Origin of the sequence: Pseudomonas sp. NY15463 (assembly GCF_048068415.1) — a bacterium.
Taxonomy (GTDB): Bacteria; Pseudomonadota; Gammaproteobacteria; order Pseudomonadales; family Pseudomonadaceae; genus Aquipseudomonas; species Aquipseudomonas mosselii_C.
In genome coordinates this window covers 306,571-323,540 of sequence record NZ_JBLUQD010000007.1, presented here as the reverse complement: position 1 = coordinate 323,540, position 16,970 = coordinate 306,571, and the positions used below count along the sequence as shown (strand labels likewise).

Here is a 16,970-nt window from a genome sequence, read left to right as displayed (position 1 = left end):
ACTGCGCCAAGCCTGAATCCAGCGCTGCACCTGTAGGAGCGGCCTTGTGCCGCGAACACCGGCGTAGTCGGTGCCATCCATCGCGTTGCCTGCTTCGCGGGACAAGCCCGCTCCTACAGGATTGTGCAAAGCCTGAATTGCTCAAAACTTCAGACCTTGCACTTTGAGCAGGCTTGCTGGAGTGCCTTACCACTGCGAAATACATCCATCACTTCAAACAAATAATTCTGCTGCTCTTGCTTCTAAGCGCGCAATAGCCCAGGCGCCGCCAATTGCGACTTCAGGAGGCCGAGTGTAGGCGTCTGTAGGGCCAGGTGCGCAGCACCCTTCGGCGTAGCCGAAGGCGCGAGATGTAGACTTGCGCAGCAAGTCGTAGGCCGCGCGGGCCCGAAAGGCGCCGGAGCGAGGGAACCCCTGCGCTCAGCGCAGGGGCCGGATGATGGAGCGAGCGGTTTTTGCCTACTTTTGCCCAAGAGCAAAAGTAGGTCGCCGTAAAGGCGAAAAGGTGACTAAAAGTCGACATCGTCGATGAATGCCCATACATCTGCCAAAACCAACACGCTGTTCATCGACCCCGCCCCGTCCACCCCAAAAAACCCCAGGTCAAAAAAGTTGGAAAGCTTCTTGCACAGCCAGCGCCAAGCGCCACACAGGCGTCAAAGTTTTTGCTTGAAGAGGACTCGCGGTGGATCGCACTCAGTTAATCAGCAACGCCCGTAACAACCTGGCCGGTCTCGGCCGGGGCAACCTCGGCGTGCCGTTGCTGTTGCTGGTGATGTTGGCAATGATGATGTTGCCGATACCGCCGTTCCTGCTCGACGTGTTCTTCACCTTCAACATCGCCCTGTCGATCGTTGTCCTGCTGGTCTGCGTGTACGCCCTGCGCCCGCTGGACTTCGCCGCGTTCCCCACCATCCTGCTGGTGGCAACCCTGCTGCGTCTGGCCCTGAACGTCGCCTCCACCCGCGTCGTAATGCTCCATGGTCAGGAAGGCCACGGCGCCGCCGGTAAAGTGATCCAGGCCTTCGGTGAAGTGGTGATCGGCGGCAACTATGTCGTCGGTGCGGTGGTGTTCGCGATCCTCATGATCATCAACTTCGTGGTCGTCACCAAAGGCGCGGGGCGCATCTCCGAGGTCAGTGCACGCTTTACCCTCGACGCCATGCCCGGCAAGCAGATGGCCATCGACGCCGACCTCAATGCCGGCCTTATCGATCAAGCCCAGGCCAAGGCCCGCCGCGCCGAAGTCGCCCAGGAAGCCGAGTTCTACGGCTCCATGGACGGTGCCAGCAAGTTCGTGCGGGGTGATGCCATCGCCGGCCTGTTGATCCTCTTCATCAACCTGATCGGCGGCATGCTCATCGGCATGCTGCAGCACGGCATGACGTTCAGCGACGCTGGCAAGGTCTACGCCCTGCTGACCATTGGTGACGGTTTGGTGGCGCAATTGCCATCACTGCTGTTGTCCACGGCGGCGGCGATCATGGTGACCCGCGCTTCGGGCTCCGAAGACATGGGCAAGCTGATCAACCGGCAGATGTTCGATTCACCCAAGGCGCTGGCTGTATCGGCAGCGTTGATGGTGATCATGGGGCTGGTGCCCGGCATGCCGCATATTGCCTTCATCAGCCTTGGCGTATTGGCCGGTGGTGGCGCCTACCTGGTCTGGAAGAAGCAGCAGAAGGCCAAGGTCGCAGCCCTACAAGAAGCGCAACGCCAGCAGGACTTATTGCCCTCGCCGCAGCGCGCCATGGAGACCAAGGAGCTGGGCTGGGACGATGTCACCCCGATCGACATGATCGGCCTCGAGGTCGGCTACCGGCTGATCCCCTTGGTAGACCGTAACCAGGGCGGCCAACTGCTCGCGCGGATCAAGGGCGTGCGCAAGAAGCTGTCCCAGGATCTGGGCTTCCTCATGCCCACTGTGCACATTCGCGACAACCTCGATCTGCAGCCCAGCGCCTATCGCCTGACGCTAATGGGGGTGATCCTGGCCGAGGCCGAGATCTATCCAGATCGGGAGCTGGCAATCAACCCAGGTCAGGTGTTCGGTACGCTCAATGGCATCGCAGCGCGAGACCCAGCGTTTGGCCTGGAGGCCGTGTGGATCGACATCGCCCAGCGCGCCCAGGCGCAGTCGTTGGGTTACACCGTGGTAGATGCCAGCACCGTGGTCGCCACCCACCTCAACCAGATATTGCAAAAGCACTGTCACGAGCTGATCGGTCACGAAGAAGTCCAGCAACTATTGCAGGTGCTGGCCAAGGCTTCGCCAAAGCTCGCCGAAGAGCTGGTGCCAGGCGTCATTTCCTTGTCGGGGCTGCTGAAGGTTCTGCAGGCATTGCTCAGCGAGCAAGTGCCCGTGCGTGACATCCGCAGTATTGCCGAAGCCATCGCCAACAATGCCAGCAAGAGTCAAGATACCGCCGCGCTCGTGGCAGCAGTGCGTGTCGGATTGTGTCGCGCCATCGTGCAAAGCATTGTCGGCATTGAGTCCGAGCTACCTGTCATTACGCTTGAGCCAAGGTTGGAACAAATCTTGCTCAATAGTCTGCAAAGGGCCGGGCAGGGTCAGGAAGATGGTGTTCTTCTTGAGCCAAGCATGGCCGAAAAGCTTCAGCGTTCGCTGATCGAGGCAGCCCAGCGTCAGGAAATGCAGGGCCAGCCCGCCATCTTGCTGGTGGCCGGGCCGATTCGCGCGATGCTGTCACGTTTCGGTCGCCTGGCTGTACCGAATTTGCATGTTTTGGCGTATCAGGAAATACCTGACAACAAGCAAGTCACCATCGTTGCCACCGTGGGCCCAAATGGCTGAGGTAGTGGGTTATGCAAGTTAAGCGTTTTTTCGCCGCTGATATGCGTCAGGCCATGAAGCTGGTCCGTGATGAGCTGGGCTCCGATGCCGCCATCATCGGTAACCGGCGCATCGCTGGCGGTGTCGAGCTGACGGCCGCGCTGGACTACAAGCTGTCTGCCCTGGCCCCGCGCGTGCCCAACGCCGAGCTGGAGGATGAGCTGCGCAAGACCCAGTCGCGCATCGTCACCGCCCAGGCCGAAATCGAAAATCGCAGCGAGGCGCTCGAGGGCAACCGCCAGTTATTCGCCGGGCTGTCGCTGACGGCTTCGGAGCCCTTGGTGGAGCCACACGTCGAGGCGCCGGCAGCGGTCGCGCCGACTGCGCCTGCGCCAGTCGATCCACGCTTGTTCGATGCCATGCGCTCTGAGTTGTCTGGCCTGCGCGAGTTGCTCGAAGTACAGCTCGGCTCGCTGGCCTGGAGCCAGCTACAAGGCAGCAAGCCGCAGCAGGCCAACCTGTGGCGTCGTCTGCAGCGCCTGGGCCTGTCGGGTGGGCTGGCCCGCGAGTTGCTCGAACTCACGGCTGAAATCGACGAGCCACGCCAGGCCTGGCGTATGGTCCTGGCGCACCTGGCGCGCATGATCGAGGTGCCTGAGATCGAGCCGATCGAAGAAGGTGGCGTCATCGCCATGGTCGGTCCGGCCGGCATGGGCAAGACCACCACCCTGGCCAAGCTCGCCGCGCGTTACGTGCTCAAGTACGGCGCGAACAACCTGGCGCTGGTGAGCATGGACAGCTTCCGTATCGGTGCGCAAGAGCAGCTCAAGACCTTGGGTCGAATCCTCAATGTGCCGGTGACCTACGTTGATCCGGGCGAGTCCCTGGCACAGGCGCTCGAGCCGCTGCTGCGCAAGCGCGTGGTGCTGATCGACACCGCTGGCTTGCAGGCCAGTGACCCAGCACTGCGCATGCAGCTCGAAACCCTGGCCGGGCGTGGTATCGCTTCGAAGAATTACTTGGTGCTGGCCACTACCAGTCAAAAACAGGTGCTCACCGCCGCTTACCATAGCTACAAGCGCTGCGGCCTGGCCGGGTGCATCCTGACCAAACTTGATGAGACGGCTTGTCTTGGCGAAGTGCTGAGCCTGGCCATTAGTCACGAACTGCCCGTTGCCTATCTCACCGATGGGCCGCGCATTCCTGACGACCTGCAACTCCCTCGCAAGCACCAACTGGTCAGTCGTGCAGTGAGCGTGCAGATGCAGGACGAGCCCAGCGAGGAGGCCATGGCTGACATGTTCGCTGATCTCTACCAGAACCCTGGCAAACGGGCGGGTTGAGGGTGAATACTGTGCAAAGTACCTACATCCTGGGGTCGAGCGTAAAGCCCCTCATGTGGCTTGGGTCCAAGCGAGACAAGGTAAACAACAGACATGGGTAGCATGCATCCCGTACAGGTGATCGCCGTGACTGGCGGCAAAGGTGGCGTCGGCAAGACCAACGTTTCAGTGAACCTGTCCCTGGCGTTGGCCGAGCTGGGGCGCAGGGTCATGCTGCTCGACGCCGACCTGGGCCTGGCTAACGTCGACGTGCTGCTCGGACTCACCCCCAAGCGTACCCTGGCTGACGTCATCGAAGGACGTTGTGAGCTGCGTGATGTGCTCTTGCAAGGGCCGGGCGGGGTGCGCATCGTGCCGGCTGCCTCTGGCACGCAAAGCATGGTGCACCTGGCGCCGGCGCAGCACGCGGGGTTGATCCAGGCGTTCAGCGAGATCGGCGACAATCTCGACGTGCTGGTCATCGACACCGCTGCAGGTATTGGTGACTCGGTAGTCAGTTTCGTGCGTGCGGCGCAGGAAGTGTTGTTGGTAGTGTGCGATGAACCCACTTCGATCACCGACGCCTATGCGTTGATCAAGCTGCTCAACCGCGACTACGGCATGAACCGTTTCCGCGTGCTGGCCAACATGGCCCAGAGCCCCCAGGAAGGGCGCAACCTGTTCGCCAAATTGACCAAGGTCACGGACCGTTTCCTGGACGTCGCCCTACAATACGTCGGTGCCGTGCCTTACGACGAATGCGTTCGCAAGGCGGTACAGAAGCAGCGGGCGGTCTACGAGGCCTTCCCTCGGTCCAAGTGTGCGCTGGCCTTCAAGGCCATCGCGCAGAAGGTCGATAGCTGGCCGCTGCCTGCCAACCCGCGTGGACATCTTGAATTCTTCGTCGAGCGTCTAGTGCAACCGACCAGTGCGGGGCCAGTTCTATGAATGCGAGCGGTTTCAAGATGTACAGCAAGGCTGCCAAGGATGCGCAGTACGAGCTGGTGGAGCGCTACGCGCCGCTGGTCAAGCGTATCGCTTACCACCTGCTGGCGCGTTTGCCGGCCAACGTGCAGGTCGAGGATCTGATCCAGGCAGGCATGATTGGCCTGCTGGAAGTCGCCAATAAATACGATGCCAGCAAAGGTGCCAGTTTCGAGACCTATGCCGGTATTCGTATCCGTGGCGCGATGCTCGACGAGGTGCGCAAGGGGGATTGGGCACCGCGTTCGGTACACCGCAACACGCGCATGGTCAGCGACGCGATTCGCTGTGTCGAGGCAAGAACAGGCCGCGACGCTAAAGATCACGAGGTTGCTGCCGAACTCCAATTGAGTCTCGACGATTACTACGGGATTCTGAACGACACCTTGGGCAGCCGCCTATTCAGTTTCGACGATCTTTTGCAGGACGGCGAACACGAAGGGTTGCACGAGGACGGAGCGAGTGGGCAGTTGGAGCCGTTGCGCGATCTGGAGGACGAACGTTTCCAGTCAGCGCTGGCCGATGCGATCGCCAACCTGCCGGAGCGTGAACGCCTGGTCCTGGCGCTGTACTACGACGAAGAGCTGAACCTCAAGGAAATCGGTGAGGTCCTGGGGGTCAGCGAGTCGCGGGTCAGCCAGCTGCATAGCCAGTGTGCCGCGCGCTTGCGCAGCCGCCTGGGGGAATGGCGGGCGCGTTGAACGCAGGTTCGATGCAGTCGTTTTTTGTGGTGCCGAATTGATTGAGCGCGCGCTCGGCGCCGAGCGCGTTTAAGACTGCTTGGAGGTCTAATTGAACAAAGAAATGAAAATCCTCATCGTTGACGACTTTTCGACGATGCGGCGGATCATCAAGAACCTGTTGCGTGACCTGGGCTTCACCAACACCGACGAGGCCGATGATGGCGTCACGGCTCTGCCGATGCTCGAGGCCGGTCACTATGACTTCCTGGTGACCGACTGGAACATGCCTGGCATGTCCGGCATCGACCTGCTGCGCAAGGTCCGCGCTCACGAGCGCCTCAAGGGTATGCCAGTGCTGATGGTGACCGCCGAGGCCAAGCGCGACCAGATCATCGAAGCGGCCCAGGCTGGCGTCAATGGCTATGTGGTCAAGCCTTTTACCGCCCAGGTGCTCAAAGAAAAGATCGAAAAGATCTTCGAACGCGTCAACGGCTGAGTCACGTCAGGGGGCGCCATGGAGTCAACCAACAACTCTCTGGGTGAGTTCGAATCAACCCTGAAAAAGCATGCCCAGGAACTGGTCGAGAGCCTTGAGCGCGGCCGGTTCGGCGAGGCGGTACAGCTGATACACCAGCTGAACCAGACCCGCGACCGTGGGCTGTATCAGGAGGTCGGCAAGCTCACCCGTGAACTGCACAGTGCAATCGTCAGCTTCCAGATCGACCCGGCCATGCCGCAGGCCGAGGAAGTCTCGCAGATAACCGATGCCACCGAGCGCCTCTCCTACGTGGTGCGCCTTACCGAAGGCGCAGCCAACCGCACCATGGACTTGGTGGAGGAGAGCACGCCGGTGCTCAACGACTTGTCTGCCGAGGCGCAGGCACTGTCGGTCGACTGGCAGCGATTCATGCGTCGCGAAGTGGCTGCGCCGGAATTCCGTGAGCTGGTCAAGCGCGTCGACAGTTTCCTGGCGCAGAGCGCGGAAGGTAACCGTAAGGTTGCCGGCCACCTCAACGACATTCTGCTTGCGCAGGATTATCAGGATCTCACCGGCCAGGTGATCAAGCGAGTGACCTCGCTGGTCACCGAAGTCGAAAGCAATCTGCTCAAGCTCGTGCTGATGGCGAGTCAAGTCGATCGGTTTGCCGGTATCGAACATGACCACCAGCAGCTTCGCGCTGAAAAAGATGAAGAAAAACATCCGACTCGGGGTGAAGGTCCGCAGATTCATGCCGATAAGCGTGAAGACGTGGTGTCCGGTCAGGACGACGTCGACGATCTGCTGTCCAGCCTGGGTTTTTAAGGAGCACGTTTAATGAGCTTCGGCGCCGATGAAGAAATCCTCCAGGATTTCCTGGTAGAAGCCGGCGAAATCCTCGAGCAACTGTCCGAGCAACTGGTCGAGCTGGAAAGCCGGCCTGATGATGCGGACCTGCTCAATGCGATTTTCCGCGGTTTCCACACTGTAAAAGGGGGCGCCGGCTTCCTTCAGCTGCATGAGCTGGTGGAGTGCTGTCACATCGCCGAGAACGTGTTCGACATCCTGCGTAAAGGTGAGCGCCGGGTCGATGCGGAATTGATGGATGTGGTGCTTGAGGCACTCGACACGGTCAACAGCATGTTCAGCCAGGTACGCGAGCGTACCGATGTCACGCCGGCGACGCCGGAGCTGCTGGCAGCGCTGTCGCGCCTGGCCGAGCCGGGTGGCGCTGAGGCACCGGCTGAAGTGCTCGAAACGCCACCTGTGGTCGAGGCCGCGGCCGAGCCCGATGGCGAACCGGACATTACCGACACCGAGTTCGAGCAGTTGCTCGATTCGCTCGATGCGGTCAAGGCCGAGGCTGCCGTGCACGAGCAATTGCAGGGCGAAGCGCTCAGCGGCGGCGGTGACGAGATCACCGATTCGGAGTTCGAGTCTCTGCTCGACCAACTGCATGGCAAGGGCCAGTTCAGCGCGCCTGCGCCGGCCAGTGCGCCGGAGGCTGCGTCTGCGCCGGCCAGCGATGACATTACCGACGACGAGTTCGAGTCGCTGCTCGACCAGTTGCACGGCAAGGGTACGTTCGCCGTCGATGCGCTGCCTGGCGCAGGCGCATCTGAAGCACCGGCGGCGGCCGGCGGCGACCACATCAGCGAGCACGAGTTTGAAACGCTGCTCGACGAGCTTCATGGCAAGGGCAAGTTCAGCGGTGATGCGGTCGCTGCCGAGGCGCCTGCTGCTGCGGTGGCCGCAGCGCCCAAGGCCGACAGCAAGCCGGTTGCCAAACCTGCGCCGGCACCTGCCGCAGCCGCGGCTCCTGCGACCAAGCCGGCAGCGGCGCCTGCGCCGGCACGAGCCCCAGCGCCTGCTGGCGAGAAGCCGACTGCCAGCGAAGCGGAAACCACCGTGCGCGTCGATACTGCGCGCCTGGACGAGATCATGAACATGGTCGGCGAACTGGTGCTGGTGCGTAACCGTCTGGTGCGCCTGGGCCTGAACAGCGGCGATGAAGCCATGTCCAAGGCCGTGTCCAACCTCGATGTGGTCACTGCCGACCTGCAGACTGCGGTCATGAAGACCCGCATGCAGCCGATCAAGAAGGTCTTCGGGCGCTTCCCGCGCCTGGTTCGTGACCTGGCGCGTCAGCTCAAGAAAGAGATCAACCTGGAGCTGGTGGGCGAAGAGACCGACCTGGACAAGAACCTCGTCGAGGCCCTCGCCGACCCACTGGTGCACTTGGTGCGCAACGCGGTCGACCACGGTGTCGAGATGCCGGAAGAGCGCGAAGCCTCCGGTAAAGCACGTACCGGTCGTGTGGTGCTGTCGGCCGAACAGGAAGGCGACCACATCCTGCTGTCGATCTCCGATGACGGCAAGGGCATGGACCCGAGCGTGCTGCGTGCCAAAGCGGTCGAGAAGGGCCTGATGGACAAGGACGCAGCTGATCGCCTGAGCGAGTCGGACTGCTACAACCTGATCTTCGCCCCAGGCTTCTCGACCAAGACCGAGATCTCCGACGTGTCCGGTCGCGGTGTGGGTATGGACGTGGTGAAGACCAAGATCTCCCAGCTCAACGGCTCGATCAACATCTTCTCGGCCAAGGGCCAGGGTTCGAAGATCGTCATCAAGGTGCCGCTGACCCTGGCGATCATGCCGACCCTGATGGTGATGCTGGCCAACCAGGCATTCGCTTTCCCGTTGGTCAACGTCAACGAGATCTTCCACCTGGACCTGTCGCGCACCAACGTGGTCGATGGTCAGGAAGTGGTGATCGTGCGGGACAAGGCCTTGCCGCTGTTCTACCTCAAACGCTGGCTGGTCCAGGACCAGGAGCACGAGGAGCAGCACGAGGGCCATGTGGTGATCCTGTCGGTCGGCACCCAGCGTATCGGCTTCGTGGTCGATCAGCTGGTGGGTCAGGAAGAGGTGGTGATCAAGCCGCTGGGCAAGATGTTGCAGGGCACCCCGGGCATGTCCGGCGCCACCATTACCGGTGACGGCCGTATTGCCTTGATCCTCGATGTTCCGAGCATGCTCAAGCGTTACGCCGCCCGGCGTATTTGATTCTGGTGGCGCGCCCTATCGGGGGCGCCGCCTAATGGAGTGTTTATGGCAGTCAAGGTCCTGGTGGTGGATGATTCCGGTTTCTTCCGCCGCCGTGTCTCGGAAATTCTCTCGGCCGACCCGACGATCCAGGTCGTGGGTACCGCGACAAATGGCAAGGAAGCGATCGACCAGGCGCTGTCGCTCAAGCCCGATGTCATCACCATGGACTATGAAATGCCCATGATGGACGGCATCACGGCAGTACGGCACATCATGCAGCGTTGCCCGACGCCCGTGCTGATGTTCTCCTCGCTTACCCACGAAGGCGCCCGGGTCACCCTGGATGCCTTGGATGCCGGCGCGGTCGACTACCTGCCGAAGAATTTCGAAGACATCTCGCGCAACCCCGAGAAGGTCAAGCAACTGCTGTGCGAGAAAGTCCACACCATCTCGCGCAGCAATCGTCGTTTCAGTGGCTATGCAAGCCCGGCCCCGGCAGCGGCGCCGACAGCCAGTCCCACTCCGACCAGCAGCTTTACCGCCAGCACCCCGGCGTCACGGCCTGTGGCGCCTGCGCCAGTGCGCGCTGCTGCGCCGGCTGCCAGTCACTCGCCAGCCCCCAAGCGCAAGCCTTACAAGTTGGTGGCCATCGGCACCTCCACTGGGGGGCCGGTCGCGCTGCAGCGTGTACTCACCCAACTGCCCGCCAGCTTCCCGGCGCCGATCGTGCTGATTCAGCATATGCCCGCTGCGTTCACCAAGGCCTTCGCCGAACGCTTGGACAAACTGTGCAAGATCAGCGTGAAGGAGGCCGAGGACGGCGATGTACTGCGTCCGGGCCTGGCGCTGCTGGCCCCTGGTGGTAAGCAGATGATGATCGACGGCCGTGGCACGGTGAAGATCCTGCCGGGCGATGAGCGTCTGAACTACAAGCCATGCGTCGATATCACCTTCGGTTCGGCGGCCAAGTCCTACGGCGACAAGGTGCTGTCCGTGGTGCTCACTGGCATGGGCGCCGATGGCCGCGAAGGCGCACGTCTGCTCAAGCAGAACGGCAGTACCGTCTGGGCCCAGGACGAGGCCAGCTGCGTGATCTACGGGATGCCGATGGCGATTGTCAAAGCCAACCTCGCCGACGCCGTCTATAGCCTGGACGATATCGGCAAACACCTGGTCGAGGCCTGCGTCTGATGGATGTCCTGAGCCTTATCGGTCTGATCCTGGCTTTCATTGCCATCGTCGGTGGCAACTTCATCGAAGGCGGCCATGTTGGCGCTTTGGTCAACGGTCCGGCGGCGCTGATCGTGCTCGGCGGTACGTTGGCTGCTGCGTTGTTGCAGTCGCCGCTGCCTGCGTTCAAGCGTGCCTTGCAGATCGTGGGCTGGATCTTCTTCCCGCCACGCGTGGACCTGGCCGGTGGTATCGACCGTGTGGTGAATTGGAGCCTGACTGCGCGCAAGGAAGGCCTGCTGGGTTTGGAAGGGGTCGCCGATGCCGAACCCGACCCCTACGCGCGCAAAGGTTTGCAGTTGCTAGTCGACGGCGCCGAGCCTGAATCCATTCGCAGCATCCTCGAGGTCGATTTCCTGACCCAGGAGAATCGCGACATCCAGGCCGCCAAGGTGTTCGAGAGCATGGGCGGTTATGCGCCGACCATCGGCATCATCGGTGCGGTAATGGGCTTGATCCATGTAATGGGCAACCTGGCCGACCCGACGCAACTGGGCAGTGGTATCGCCGTGGCCTTCGTCGCCACCATCTACGGTGTCGCCAGCGCCAACCTGATCCTGCTCCCGGTCGCCAACAAGCTCAAGGCCATTACCCTGCGCCAGTCGCGCTACCGCGAGATGCTTCTCGAAGGTCTGCTGTCGATCGCCGAGGGCGAGAACCCACGCTCGATCGAGTTGAAGCTGCAAGGCTTCATGGAGTAACCCATGGCCCGTCGTCGTCGCGTAGAGGAGCATGAAAACCACGAGCGCTGGCTGGTGTCGTATGCTGACTTCATCACCTTGCTGTTCGCCTTCTTCGTGGTCATGTACTCCATTTCCTCGATCAACGAGGGCAAGTACAAGCAGATCTCGCAGGCGTTGATCGGGGTGTTCAACGATCCTGAGCGCAGTGTCAGGCCGATTCCGATTGGTGACGAGCGCCCGTTGACGGTCAAGCCGGCCGAACCGCTGATCAAGGACAGCGAGCAGACCGATGCAGGCCTGGCCCAGACCAGCGTCGACCCGCTCAAGACCATCACAGATGATGTGCGCGACGCCTTTGGCGACCTGATCAAGTCCAACCAGATGACCGTGCGCGGCAACGAACTGTGGGTGGAGATCGAACTCAACTCGGCATTGTTGTTCGGCAGTGGCGATGCCATGCCCAGTGACGTTGCCTTCGAGATCATCGAGAAGGTGGCCAACATACTCAAGCCGTTCGCCAACCCGGTGCATGTCGAGGGCTTCACCGACAACCTGCCGATCCGTACCGCGCAGTACCCGACCAACTGGGAGCTGTCTTCGGCGCGTGCGGCAAGCATCGTGCGCCTGCTGGCGATGGAAGGGGTGAATCCCGCGCGCATGGCCTCGGTGGGTTACGGCGAGTATCAGCCGGTGACCAGCAACGACACTGCCGAAGGCCGTGCGCGCAACCGGCGCGTGGTGCTGGTGATTTCGCGCAACCTCGAAGTGCGCCGTAGCCTGACCGGCAGTGGCAGTGCAAATGCGACGCCGGATGCGGCATTGCGCCGGGCTGGCACACAAAGTGCACCAGCCTCGCCAGCACCGCTGGTGAGGCAATGATTCGTCAATTCACCGACGCCGATGGCAGCGCAGTGCAGTGATGTTGCACCGGCATTGCCGGTATTCGCGGGAACCGCCCGCGCCTACAGAGTCTCGCGCCAAATCAATGAGATAGAAGTTGTCCTATGAGAGTCTGGGCAGTAGCCAATCAAAAAGGTGGCGTCGGCAAGACCACCACCACCATCGCCTTGGCCGGCCTGCTAGCCGAGGCGGGTAAGCGCGTGGTCGTGGTCGACCTCGATCCGCACGGCTCGATGACCAGCTATTTCGGGCATAACCCTGACGCGCTCGAACACAGCTGCTACGACCTGTTCCTGCACAAGGGCAGCGTGCCCGAGGGCTTGCCCGGACAACTGCTGCTGCCGACCAGTGACGAGCGCATCTCACTGCTACCTTCCAGCACCGCGTTGGCGGTACTCGAGCGTCAGTCGCCGGGGCAGAGCGGTTTGGGCCTGGTGATCGCCAAGAGTCTGGCGCAGCTGTGGCAGGATTTCGACTTCGCCCTGATCGATAGTCCGCCGCTGCTCGGCGTGTTGATGGTCAACGCCCTGGCCGCCAGCCAACAGCTGGTGATCCCGGTGCAGACCGAGTTCCTCGCGGTCAAGGGCTTGGAGCGCATGGTGGGCACCCTGGCCATGGTCAACCGCTCGCGCAAGCAAGCGCTGCCGTACCAGATCGTCCCGACCCTGTTCGATCGCCGCACCCAGGCCTCCCTCGGCACCTTGAAAGTGCTGCGCGATACCTATGGCGAGCAGGTCTGGCAAGGCTACATTCCGGTGGACACGCGCCTGCGTGACGCCAGCCGCAATGGCGTCACCCCTTCGCAATTCGACGGCAAGAGCCGGGGCGTGGTCGCTTATCGCGCACTGCTCAAGCACCTGCTCACCTACCGCACCGCACTGCAGGTGGCCTGATGAACCCAGCCCCGCACATCACCAGCAAGCCGCAGTTGGCCTTGCAGTCCTACCTCGATGGCCTGCTGCAAGAAGCCACCGAGGTGTTCGAGGAGCCGCAGCCCGAGGCGCTTGCCGCCCCTGCGAGCAGCGTTTCCAGCGATGAATTCGAAGCCGCCGTGCGCGCAGAACAGGCCGCCGATGCTCGGCGCCAGGCCGCGCCGGTACAAGCCGCACCGCGGCCATTCGCCGAGCCGCAAGCCAAGGTACTGCCCACCGTGTTGCCCCCGAGCCGGCCGCTGCCGGAGCCGGTCGTCAGCCTGGTGGACACCGAAGTCGTGGCCGAGGCCAGCATTCCGGTGTTGACCCAGGTCCAGGTGGCCGAGCCTGTGGCCCCGCTGGTGGAGGTGCATTTGCCCGCTCCGGCGGCGCCCGTGCCGCCGGCCACGGTCGATGGCCGCCCGGCGTGGGCCGCCGAGCCGTTCGAGTGCCTGTTGTTCGATGTGGCGGGGCTGACCCTGGCGGTACCCTTGGTTTGCCTGGGCTCGATCTACAGCCTGGCCGGCCAGGAGCTGACCCCGCTGTTCGGCCAGCCAGATTGGTTCCTCGGTATCCTGACCTGCCAGGCCGGCAACCTCAAAGTACTGGACACCGCCCGCTGGGTGATGCCCGACCGCTACCGTGAGGATTTCCGCCAGGGCCTGCAATACGTCATTTCGGTACAGGGTTACGAGTGGGGGCTGGCGGTGCATCAAGTCAGCCGCTCGCTGCGCCTGGACCCCAACGAGATCAAGTGGCGCAGCCAGCGTGGCCAGCGCCCGTGGCTGGCCGGTACGGTGATCGAGCACATGTGCGCGTTGCTCGATGTGGCCGAGCTTGCCGAGTTGATCGCCAGTGGCGCGGTCAAGCAGATGAACACCCAACACAACTGAATCAACGCCGCTTCTGCCGCGGTTATCGAAGATCACACCGCCAAGGGCGGTTTTAGAGGGCTAGGGGAATGAAAAAGTCGTCTGCACAAGGTTCTGAAGATCCGATCCTGCAATGGGTAACCTTCCGCCTGGACAATGAGTCCTACGGGATCAACGTCATGCAGGTGCAGGAAGTGCTGCGCTACACCGAAATCGCGCCAGTACCGGGCGCGCCCAGCTATGTCCTGGGTATCATCAACCTGCGTGGCAATGTGGTGACGGTGATCGACACCCGCCAGCGCTTCGGCCTGATGCCCACTGAGGTGACCGACAATACCCGCATCGTGATCATTGAGGCGGACAAGCAGGTGGTTGGTATTCTGGTCGACAGCGTCGCCGAGGTCGTGTACCTGCGTCAGTCGGAGATCGAGACTGCGCCGAACGTCGGCAACGAAGAGTCGGCCAAGTTCATCCAGGGCGTGTGCAACAAGAACGGCGAACTGCTGATTCTGGTCGAGCTGGACAAGATGATGACCGAGGAAGAGTGGTCCGAGCTGGAGAACATCTGAGTTGATTTTCGAGGTTGCTGTCATCTTCCTGGCGCTGCTGTGGGCGCTGAGCCTGTGGTTCTTCCTCAACTACAGCAAGCGCCAGCGCGAGCTGGCCGCCCAGCAGGCCGAAGGCGATGCCGTGCGCGACCAGCGTATCAAGGATCTGGCCAAGCGCCTGGACGACTACCAGAACGGCACTGTGCGCATGGGCGAGGCGATCCACGAACTGCGCGCAGTGGTGGCGCCTTTGCCAGACAGGCTCCAGCAACTGGAGCAACGTGATCCCAACAACGTGACCTTCGCCCAGGCCGCCAAGCTGGTGGGCATGGGCGCAAGCGTCGAGGAGCTGACCCAGACCTGCGGGCTGACCCAGGCCGAGGCACAGCTGATGAGCAAGCTGCACCGCGCCGATTGATCGTTGGCAGGCTGTCTATCCGTCACTGGTCGGCCTGAAACAGGCGGCCAGTGACGCCGCCCCGTGTCTGCTGTGGCTCAGTCAGGGGCAGGCAGTTGGGCCAAGTGCGGGGTGATATCGCGCGCCTGTGGGCCACTGTCGTCAAAGCCTGCTGGCATCTTGCCGCGTAGTTGCCAGGCGAAGGCGATGATTTCGGCGATGGTCAGGTATAGCGCCTCGGGGATCTGCTCGCCCAACTCCAGGCGCGCGAGCAGACGCACCAGCTCGGGGTTCTCGTAGATCGGTACTTCGTGCTCGCGGGCGAGGGCGAGGATCGCCTCGGCCAACTCATCATCGCCCTTGGCGCTCAGGGTCGGTGCCTGCTGGCCGTCGTAGCTCAAGGCGATGGCTTGGCGCGGTTGCTGGTGCTTCATGCGGTTTCGTCCACCCAACGTTGTTCCAGGCGTGTGCGCGGGCCTTGCGGCGGTGTGCCGGGGTGGCACTGTAGATCTCCGACATCCAGTCCCCGAGCCAGCAGGCGCTCGCGCAGGCTGCCGAGCTGGCTATCGATCCATTGCGCGGTGTGCGGTTGTTCGGCCCACAGTTGGCCGGACAGCCGACCTTGGGCCAGTTGCGCCTGGACGTGCAGTGGGCCCAGCGGCGCCAGGTCGAATGCCAGTTCGATGCGCCACAGCGCCTCTGCCGGCTCACGCGGTTCGCGCTCGCGTTCACGATTGGCTTGTTGTTCGGGGGTTTCCTCCCGTTGCAACTTGACCTGAAGCGGGATGAACTCCTGGCCGTGGCGGATCGGCACTTCGGTCTGCCAGCTGGTTTGCAGGTTGCCGTTTTCCAGCGTGCCGCTCTGTTGCAGACTGGACAGTGCATGGCTCTGCAAACGTGAGACGGCGGCAGCTGCCAGGCGCAGCAATTGCTGCAGGTCGCCTGCATTTTCCAGGCTTTGCAGCAGCCGTGAGGGCAGCGGGAAGGTGCCCGGCAACTGGCGAGGGGTGACTTGGCCGAGCATGCCCAGCGCACTGCGCGCGAAACCGGGCAACGCCTGGGCCAGGGTGCTGGCGGCCAGCGCCGGGTTTACGCCGGCGCCGGGAGGCGGCGTGGGTAACTGAGCGACCAGGCGGATCAGTTGCGCCTTGAGGTCGGGTGCCAGGTTCCCCGCCTGGCCGCCTTGCAGCAGTTTGGCTTCGAGAAACGTGCCGCTGTTGTTCAAGGATTGGGCCAGGGTTTTCGGGTCGCTCAACTGGCGCGCGTCGGGCAGGCTGGCGAGCAGCCGCTCGGCGCTGGCACGCAGCTCGGCGCCGGTATCGGCGTTGCGAATGATTTGCTGCAGGGCATCGAGCAAGCCCGGCAGGGAGGCTTGCTGGCTCTGTTGGTTCAGCAACTGCTGCGCCACCGCCAACTGGTCCTGACGGCCGCTGAGCGGCACGAAACGCAGGGATTGGTCGCCCTGCACCACGGCGCTGAGCAAGCTGCCTACAGGCAGTGGTCGAGGGCTGTCGATGGTCAAGGTCGCGCCGGCCTGACTGCTGCTGAGCAGGGTCACCAGCGAGCGGTAGCTGGCCGTCTGTGCAGGGTTCTGCATCAAGGCCTGGGTGGTCACCACCTTGCCTTGTAGCAGGGTGCCAACCGGCGTCTGGAGGGTGTCCAGGCGGGTCAGGGTGGCGACGTTGTTGGCCTTGTTATTCTGTATCACCACCGCCAGTTCGTTGCTCTGGGTCTGGGTGACGCTGACTTGGCTGCCCTGGGGCAGGGGAGCGCTTGCACTGGCCTGAACCTGGGCCTGCACGCCACCGCTTAGGGTAATGCGCAGCACCATCTGGTAGTCCTGGCCGACCTGGCGCAGCGACAACACTTCGGCGCGTGCCGTCTCGCCGTCTGCCACCAGACCCGGCTGTGGCTGCATTAGGCGCAACAGTTCACCGGTCATGTTGGCCTTGGCTGCCTGTGGGCTTAGCGCAGATTGTGCGCCGAGACTATTGATTTCAGTCATGATTGTATACAACCTGTCGAACCAGCCCTCGTTGCGGCGCGGCGCGCGTGCAATAATGCTGCCCGCCCGCCTGCCAGTATAACGGCAGGGCTTGGGGCGACTTGAGACAACGGCT

Annotated in this window: 16 protein-coding genes; 14 read left to right on the top strand and 2 right to left on the bottom strand. The window is 62.5% G+C overall.

What is annotated here, in order from left to right; genetic code table 11:
• Nucleotides 1–685: 685 nt before the first annotated feature.
• The 14 genes from flhA to ACNFIC_RS19290 all read left to right on the top strand — a co-directional run bounded on the left by flhA (nucleotide 686) and on the right by ACNFIC_RS19290 (nucleotide 14,871).
• A complete protein-coding gene (gene flhA / locus ACNFIC_RS19355; protein ID WP_138220309.1) occupies nucleotides 686–2,815 on the top strand; it encodes a flagellar biosynthesis protein FlhA in 2,130 nt (709 codons plus the stop codon).
• An 11-nt stretch (nucleotides 2,816–2,826) separates the two neighbouring features.
• Nucleotides 2,827–4,137 carry a flagellar biosynthesis protein FlhF gene (gene flhF / locus ACNFIC_RS19350; RefSeq protein WP_138220308.1) on the top strand — a complete coding sequence of 437 codons (1,311 nt, stop codon included), beginning with the start codon at nucleotides 2,827–2,829 and terminating at the stop codon, nucleotides 4,135–4,137.
• 93 nt (nucleotides 4,138–4,230) lie between these two features.
• Nucleotides 4,231–5,064 (top strand): flagellar synthesis regulator FleN, encoded by an 834-nt coding sequence (fleN, locus tag ACNFIC_RS19345; protein WP_016393812.1) that lies wholly within the window; start codon nucleotides 4,231–4,233, stop codon nucleotides 5,062–5,064.
• A complete protein-coding gene (fliA, locus tag ACNFIC_RS19340; protein WP_138220307.1) occupies nucleotides 5,061–5,801 on the top strand; it encodes an RNA polymerase sigma factor FliA in 741 nt (246 codons plus the stop codon). The genes fleN and fliA overlap by 4 nt, the downstream gene beginning before the upstream one ends.
• A gap of 103 nt (nucleotides 5,802–5,904) precedes the next feature.
• On the top strand, nucleotides 5,905–6,279 hold the full coding sequence (locus ACNFIC_RS19335) for a chemotaxis response regulator CheY (protein WP_138220306.1): 375 nt from the start codon (nucleotides 5,905–5,907) through the stop codon (nucleotides 6,277–6,279).
• A gap of 18 nt (nucleotides 6,280–6,297) precedes the next feature.
• A complete protein-coding gene (locus ACNFIC_RS19330; RefSeq protein WP_138220305.1) occupies nucleotides 6,298–7,086 on the top strand; it encodes a protein phosphatase CheZ in 789 nt (262 codons plus the stop codon).
• Between the two features lie 12 nt (nucleotides 7,087–7,098).
• Complete coding sequence (locus ACNFIC_RS19325) at nucleotides 7,099–9,327, top strand: chemotaxis protein CheA (RefSeq protein ID WP_416781646.1); 2,229 nt, start codon at nucleotides 7,099–7,101, stop codon at nucleotides 9,325–9,327.
• Nucleotides 9,328–9,372: 45 nt separating this feature from the next.
• A complete protein-coding gene (locus tag ACNFIC_RS19320) occupies nucleotides 9,373–10,500 on the top strand; it encodes a protein-glutamate methylesterase/protein-glutamine glutaminase (RefSeq protein WP_416781645.1) in 1,128 nt (375 codons plus the stop codon).
• Nucleotides 10,500–11,240 carry a flagellar motor protein gene (locus ACNFIC_RS19315; protein ID WP_138220302.1) on the top strand — a complete coding sequence of 247 codons (741 nt, stop codon included), beginning with the start codon at nucleotides 10,500–10,502 and terminating at the stop codon, nucleotides 11,238–11,240. Before ACNFIC_RS19320 ends, ACNFIC_RS19315 begins: the two co-directional genes overlap by 1 nt.
• Before the next feature lie 3 nt (nucleotides 11,241–11,243).
• Complete coding sequence (gene motD, locus ACNFIC_RS19310) at nucleotides 11,244–12,101, top strand: flagellar motor protein MotD (RefSeq protein WP_138220301.1); 858 nt, start codon at nucleotides 11,244–11,246, stop codon at nucleotides 12,099–12,101.
• A 125-nt stretch (nucleotides 12,102–12,226) separates the two neighbouring features.
• Nucleotides 12,227–13,015 (top strand): ParA family protein, encoded by a 789-nt coding sequence (locus ACNFIC_RS19305; RefSeq protein ID WP_138220300.1) that lies wholly within the window; start codon nucleotides 12,227–12,229, stop codon nucleotides 13,013–13,015.
• Nucleotides 13,015–13,926, top strand: coding sequence for a CheW domain-containing protein (locus ACNFIC_RS19300; RefSeq protein ID WP_138220299.1), 912 nt, complete (start codon nucleotides 13,015–13,017; stop codon nucleotides 13,924–13,926). The genes ACNFIC_RS19305 and ACNFIC_RS19300 overlap by 1 nt, the downstream gene beginning before the upstream one ends.
• Before the next feature lie 68 nt (nucleotides 13,927–13,994).
• Entirely contained in the window at nucleotides 13,995–14,474 is a 480-nt protein-coding gene (locus ACNFIC_RS19295; RefSeq protein WP_003254393.1) for a chemotaxis protein CheW, read from the top strand.
• A gap of 1 nt (nucleotide 14,475) precedes the next feature.
• On the top strand, nucleotides 14,476–14,871 hold the full coding sequence (locus tag ACNFIC_RS19290; protein ID WP_138220298.1) for a DUF2802 domain-containing protein: 396 nt from the start codon (nucleotides 14,476–14,478) through the stop codon (nucleotides 14,869–14,871).
• Nucleotides 14,872–14,948: 77 nt separating this feature from the next.
• Here ACNFIC_RS19290 and ACNFIC_RS19285 read toward each other — a convergent pair whose 3' ends face one another.
• Nucleotides 14,949–15,284: an EscU/YscU/HrcU family type III secretion system export apparatus switch protein gene (locus ACNFIC_RS19285; RefSeq protein ID WP_138220297.1), complete on the bottom strand. Its 336-nt coding sequence runs from the start codon at nucleotides 15,282–15,284 to the stop codon at nucleotides 14,949–14,951.
• On the bottom strand, nucleotides 15,281–16,855 hold the full coding sequence (locus tag ACNFIC_RS19280; protein WP_138220296.1) for a flagellar hook-length control protein FliK: 1,575 nt from the start codon (nucleotides 16,853–16,855) through the stop codon (nucleotides 15,281–15,283). Before ACNFIC_RS19280 ends, ACNFIC_RS19285 begins: the two co-directional genes overlap by 4 nt.
• Between the last annotated feature and the right edge of the window lie 115 nt (nucleotides 16,856–16,970).

Bases quoted from the DNA above. Each gene is read 5' to 3' on its own strand.
- flhF (WP_138220308.1), top strand. From the start codon at position 2,827: ATGCAAGTTAAGCGTTTTTTCGCCGCTGATATGCGTCAGGCCATGAAG.
- fleN (WP_016393812.1), top strand. From the start codon at position 4,231: ATGGGTAGCATGCATCCCGTACAGGTGATCGCCGTGACTGGCGGCAAA.
- fliA (WP_138220307.1), top strand. From the start codon at position 5,061: ATGAATGCGAGCGGTTTCAAGATGTACAGCAAGGCTGCCAAGGATGCG.
- ACNFIC_RS19335 (WP_138220306.1), top strand. From the start codon at position 5,905: ATGAAAATCCTCATCGTTGACGACTTTTCGACGATGCGGCGGATCATC.
- ACNFIC_RS19330 (WP_138220305.1), top strand. From the start codon at position 6,298: ATGGAGTCAACCAACAACTCTCTGGGTGAGTTCGAATCAACCCTGAAA.
- ACNFIC_RS19325 (WP_416781646.1), top strand. From the start codon at position 7,099: ATGAGCTTCGGCGCCGATGAAGAAATCCTCCAGGATTTCCTGGTAGAA.
- ACNFIC_RS19320 (WP_416781645.1), top strand. From the start codon at position 9,373: ATGGCAGTCAAGGTCCTGGTGGTGGATGATTCCGGTTTCTTCCGCCGC.
- ACNFIC_RS19315 (WP_138220302.1), top strand. From the start codon at position 10,500: ATGGATGTCCTGAGCCTTATCGGTCTGATCCTGGCTTTCATTGCCATC.
- motD (WP_138220301.1), top strand. From the start codon at position 11,244: ATGGCCCGTCGTCGTCGCGTAGAGGAGCATGAAAACCACGAGCGCTGG.
- ACNFIC_RS19305 (WP_138220300.1), top strand. From the start codon at position 12,227: ATGAGAGTCTGGGCAGTAGCCAATCAAAAAGGTGGCGTCGGCAAGACC.
- ACNFIC_RS19300 (WP_138220299.1), top strand. From the start codon at position 13,015: ATGAACCCAGCCCCGCACATCACCAGCAAGCCGCAGTTGGCCTTGCAG.
- ACNFIC_RS19295 (WP_003254393.1), top strand. From the start codon at position 13,995: ATGAAAAAGTCGTCTGCACAAGGTTCTGAAGATCCGATCCTGCAATGG.
- ACNFIC_RS19285 (WP_138220297.1), bottom strand. From the start codon at position 15,284: ATGAAGCACCAGCAACCGCGCCAAGCCATCGCCTTGAGCTACGACGGC.
- ACNFIC_RS19280 (WP_138220296.1), bottom strand. From the start codon at position 16,855: ATGACTGAAATCAATAGTCTCGGCGCACAATCTGCGCTAAGCCCACAG.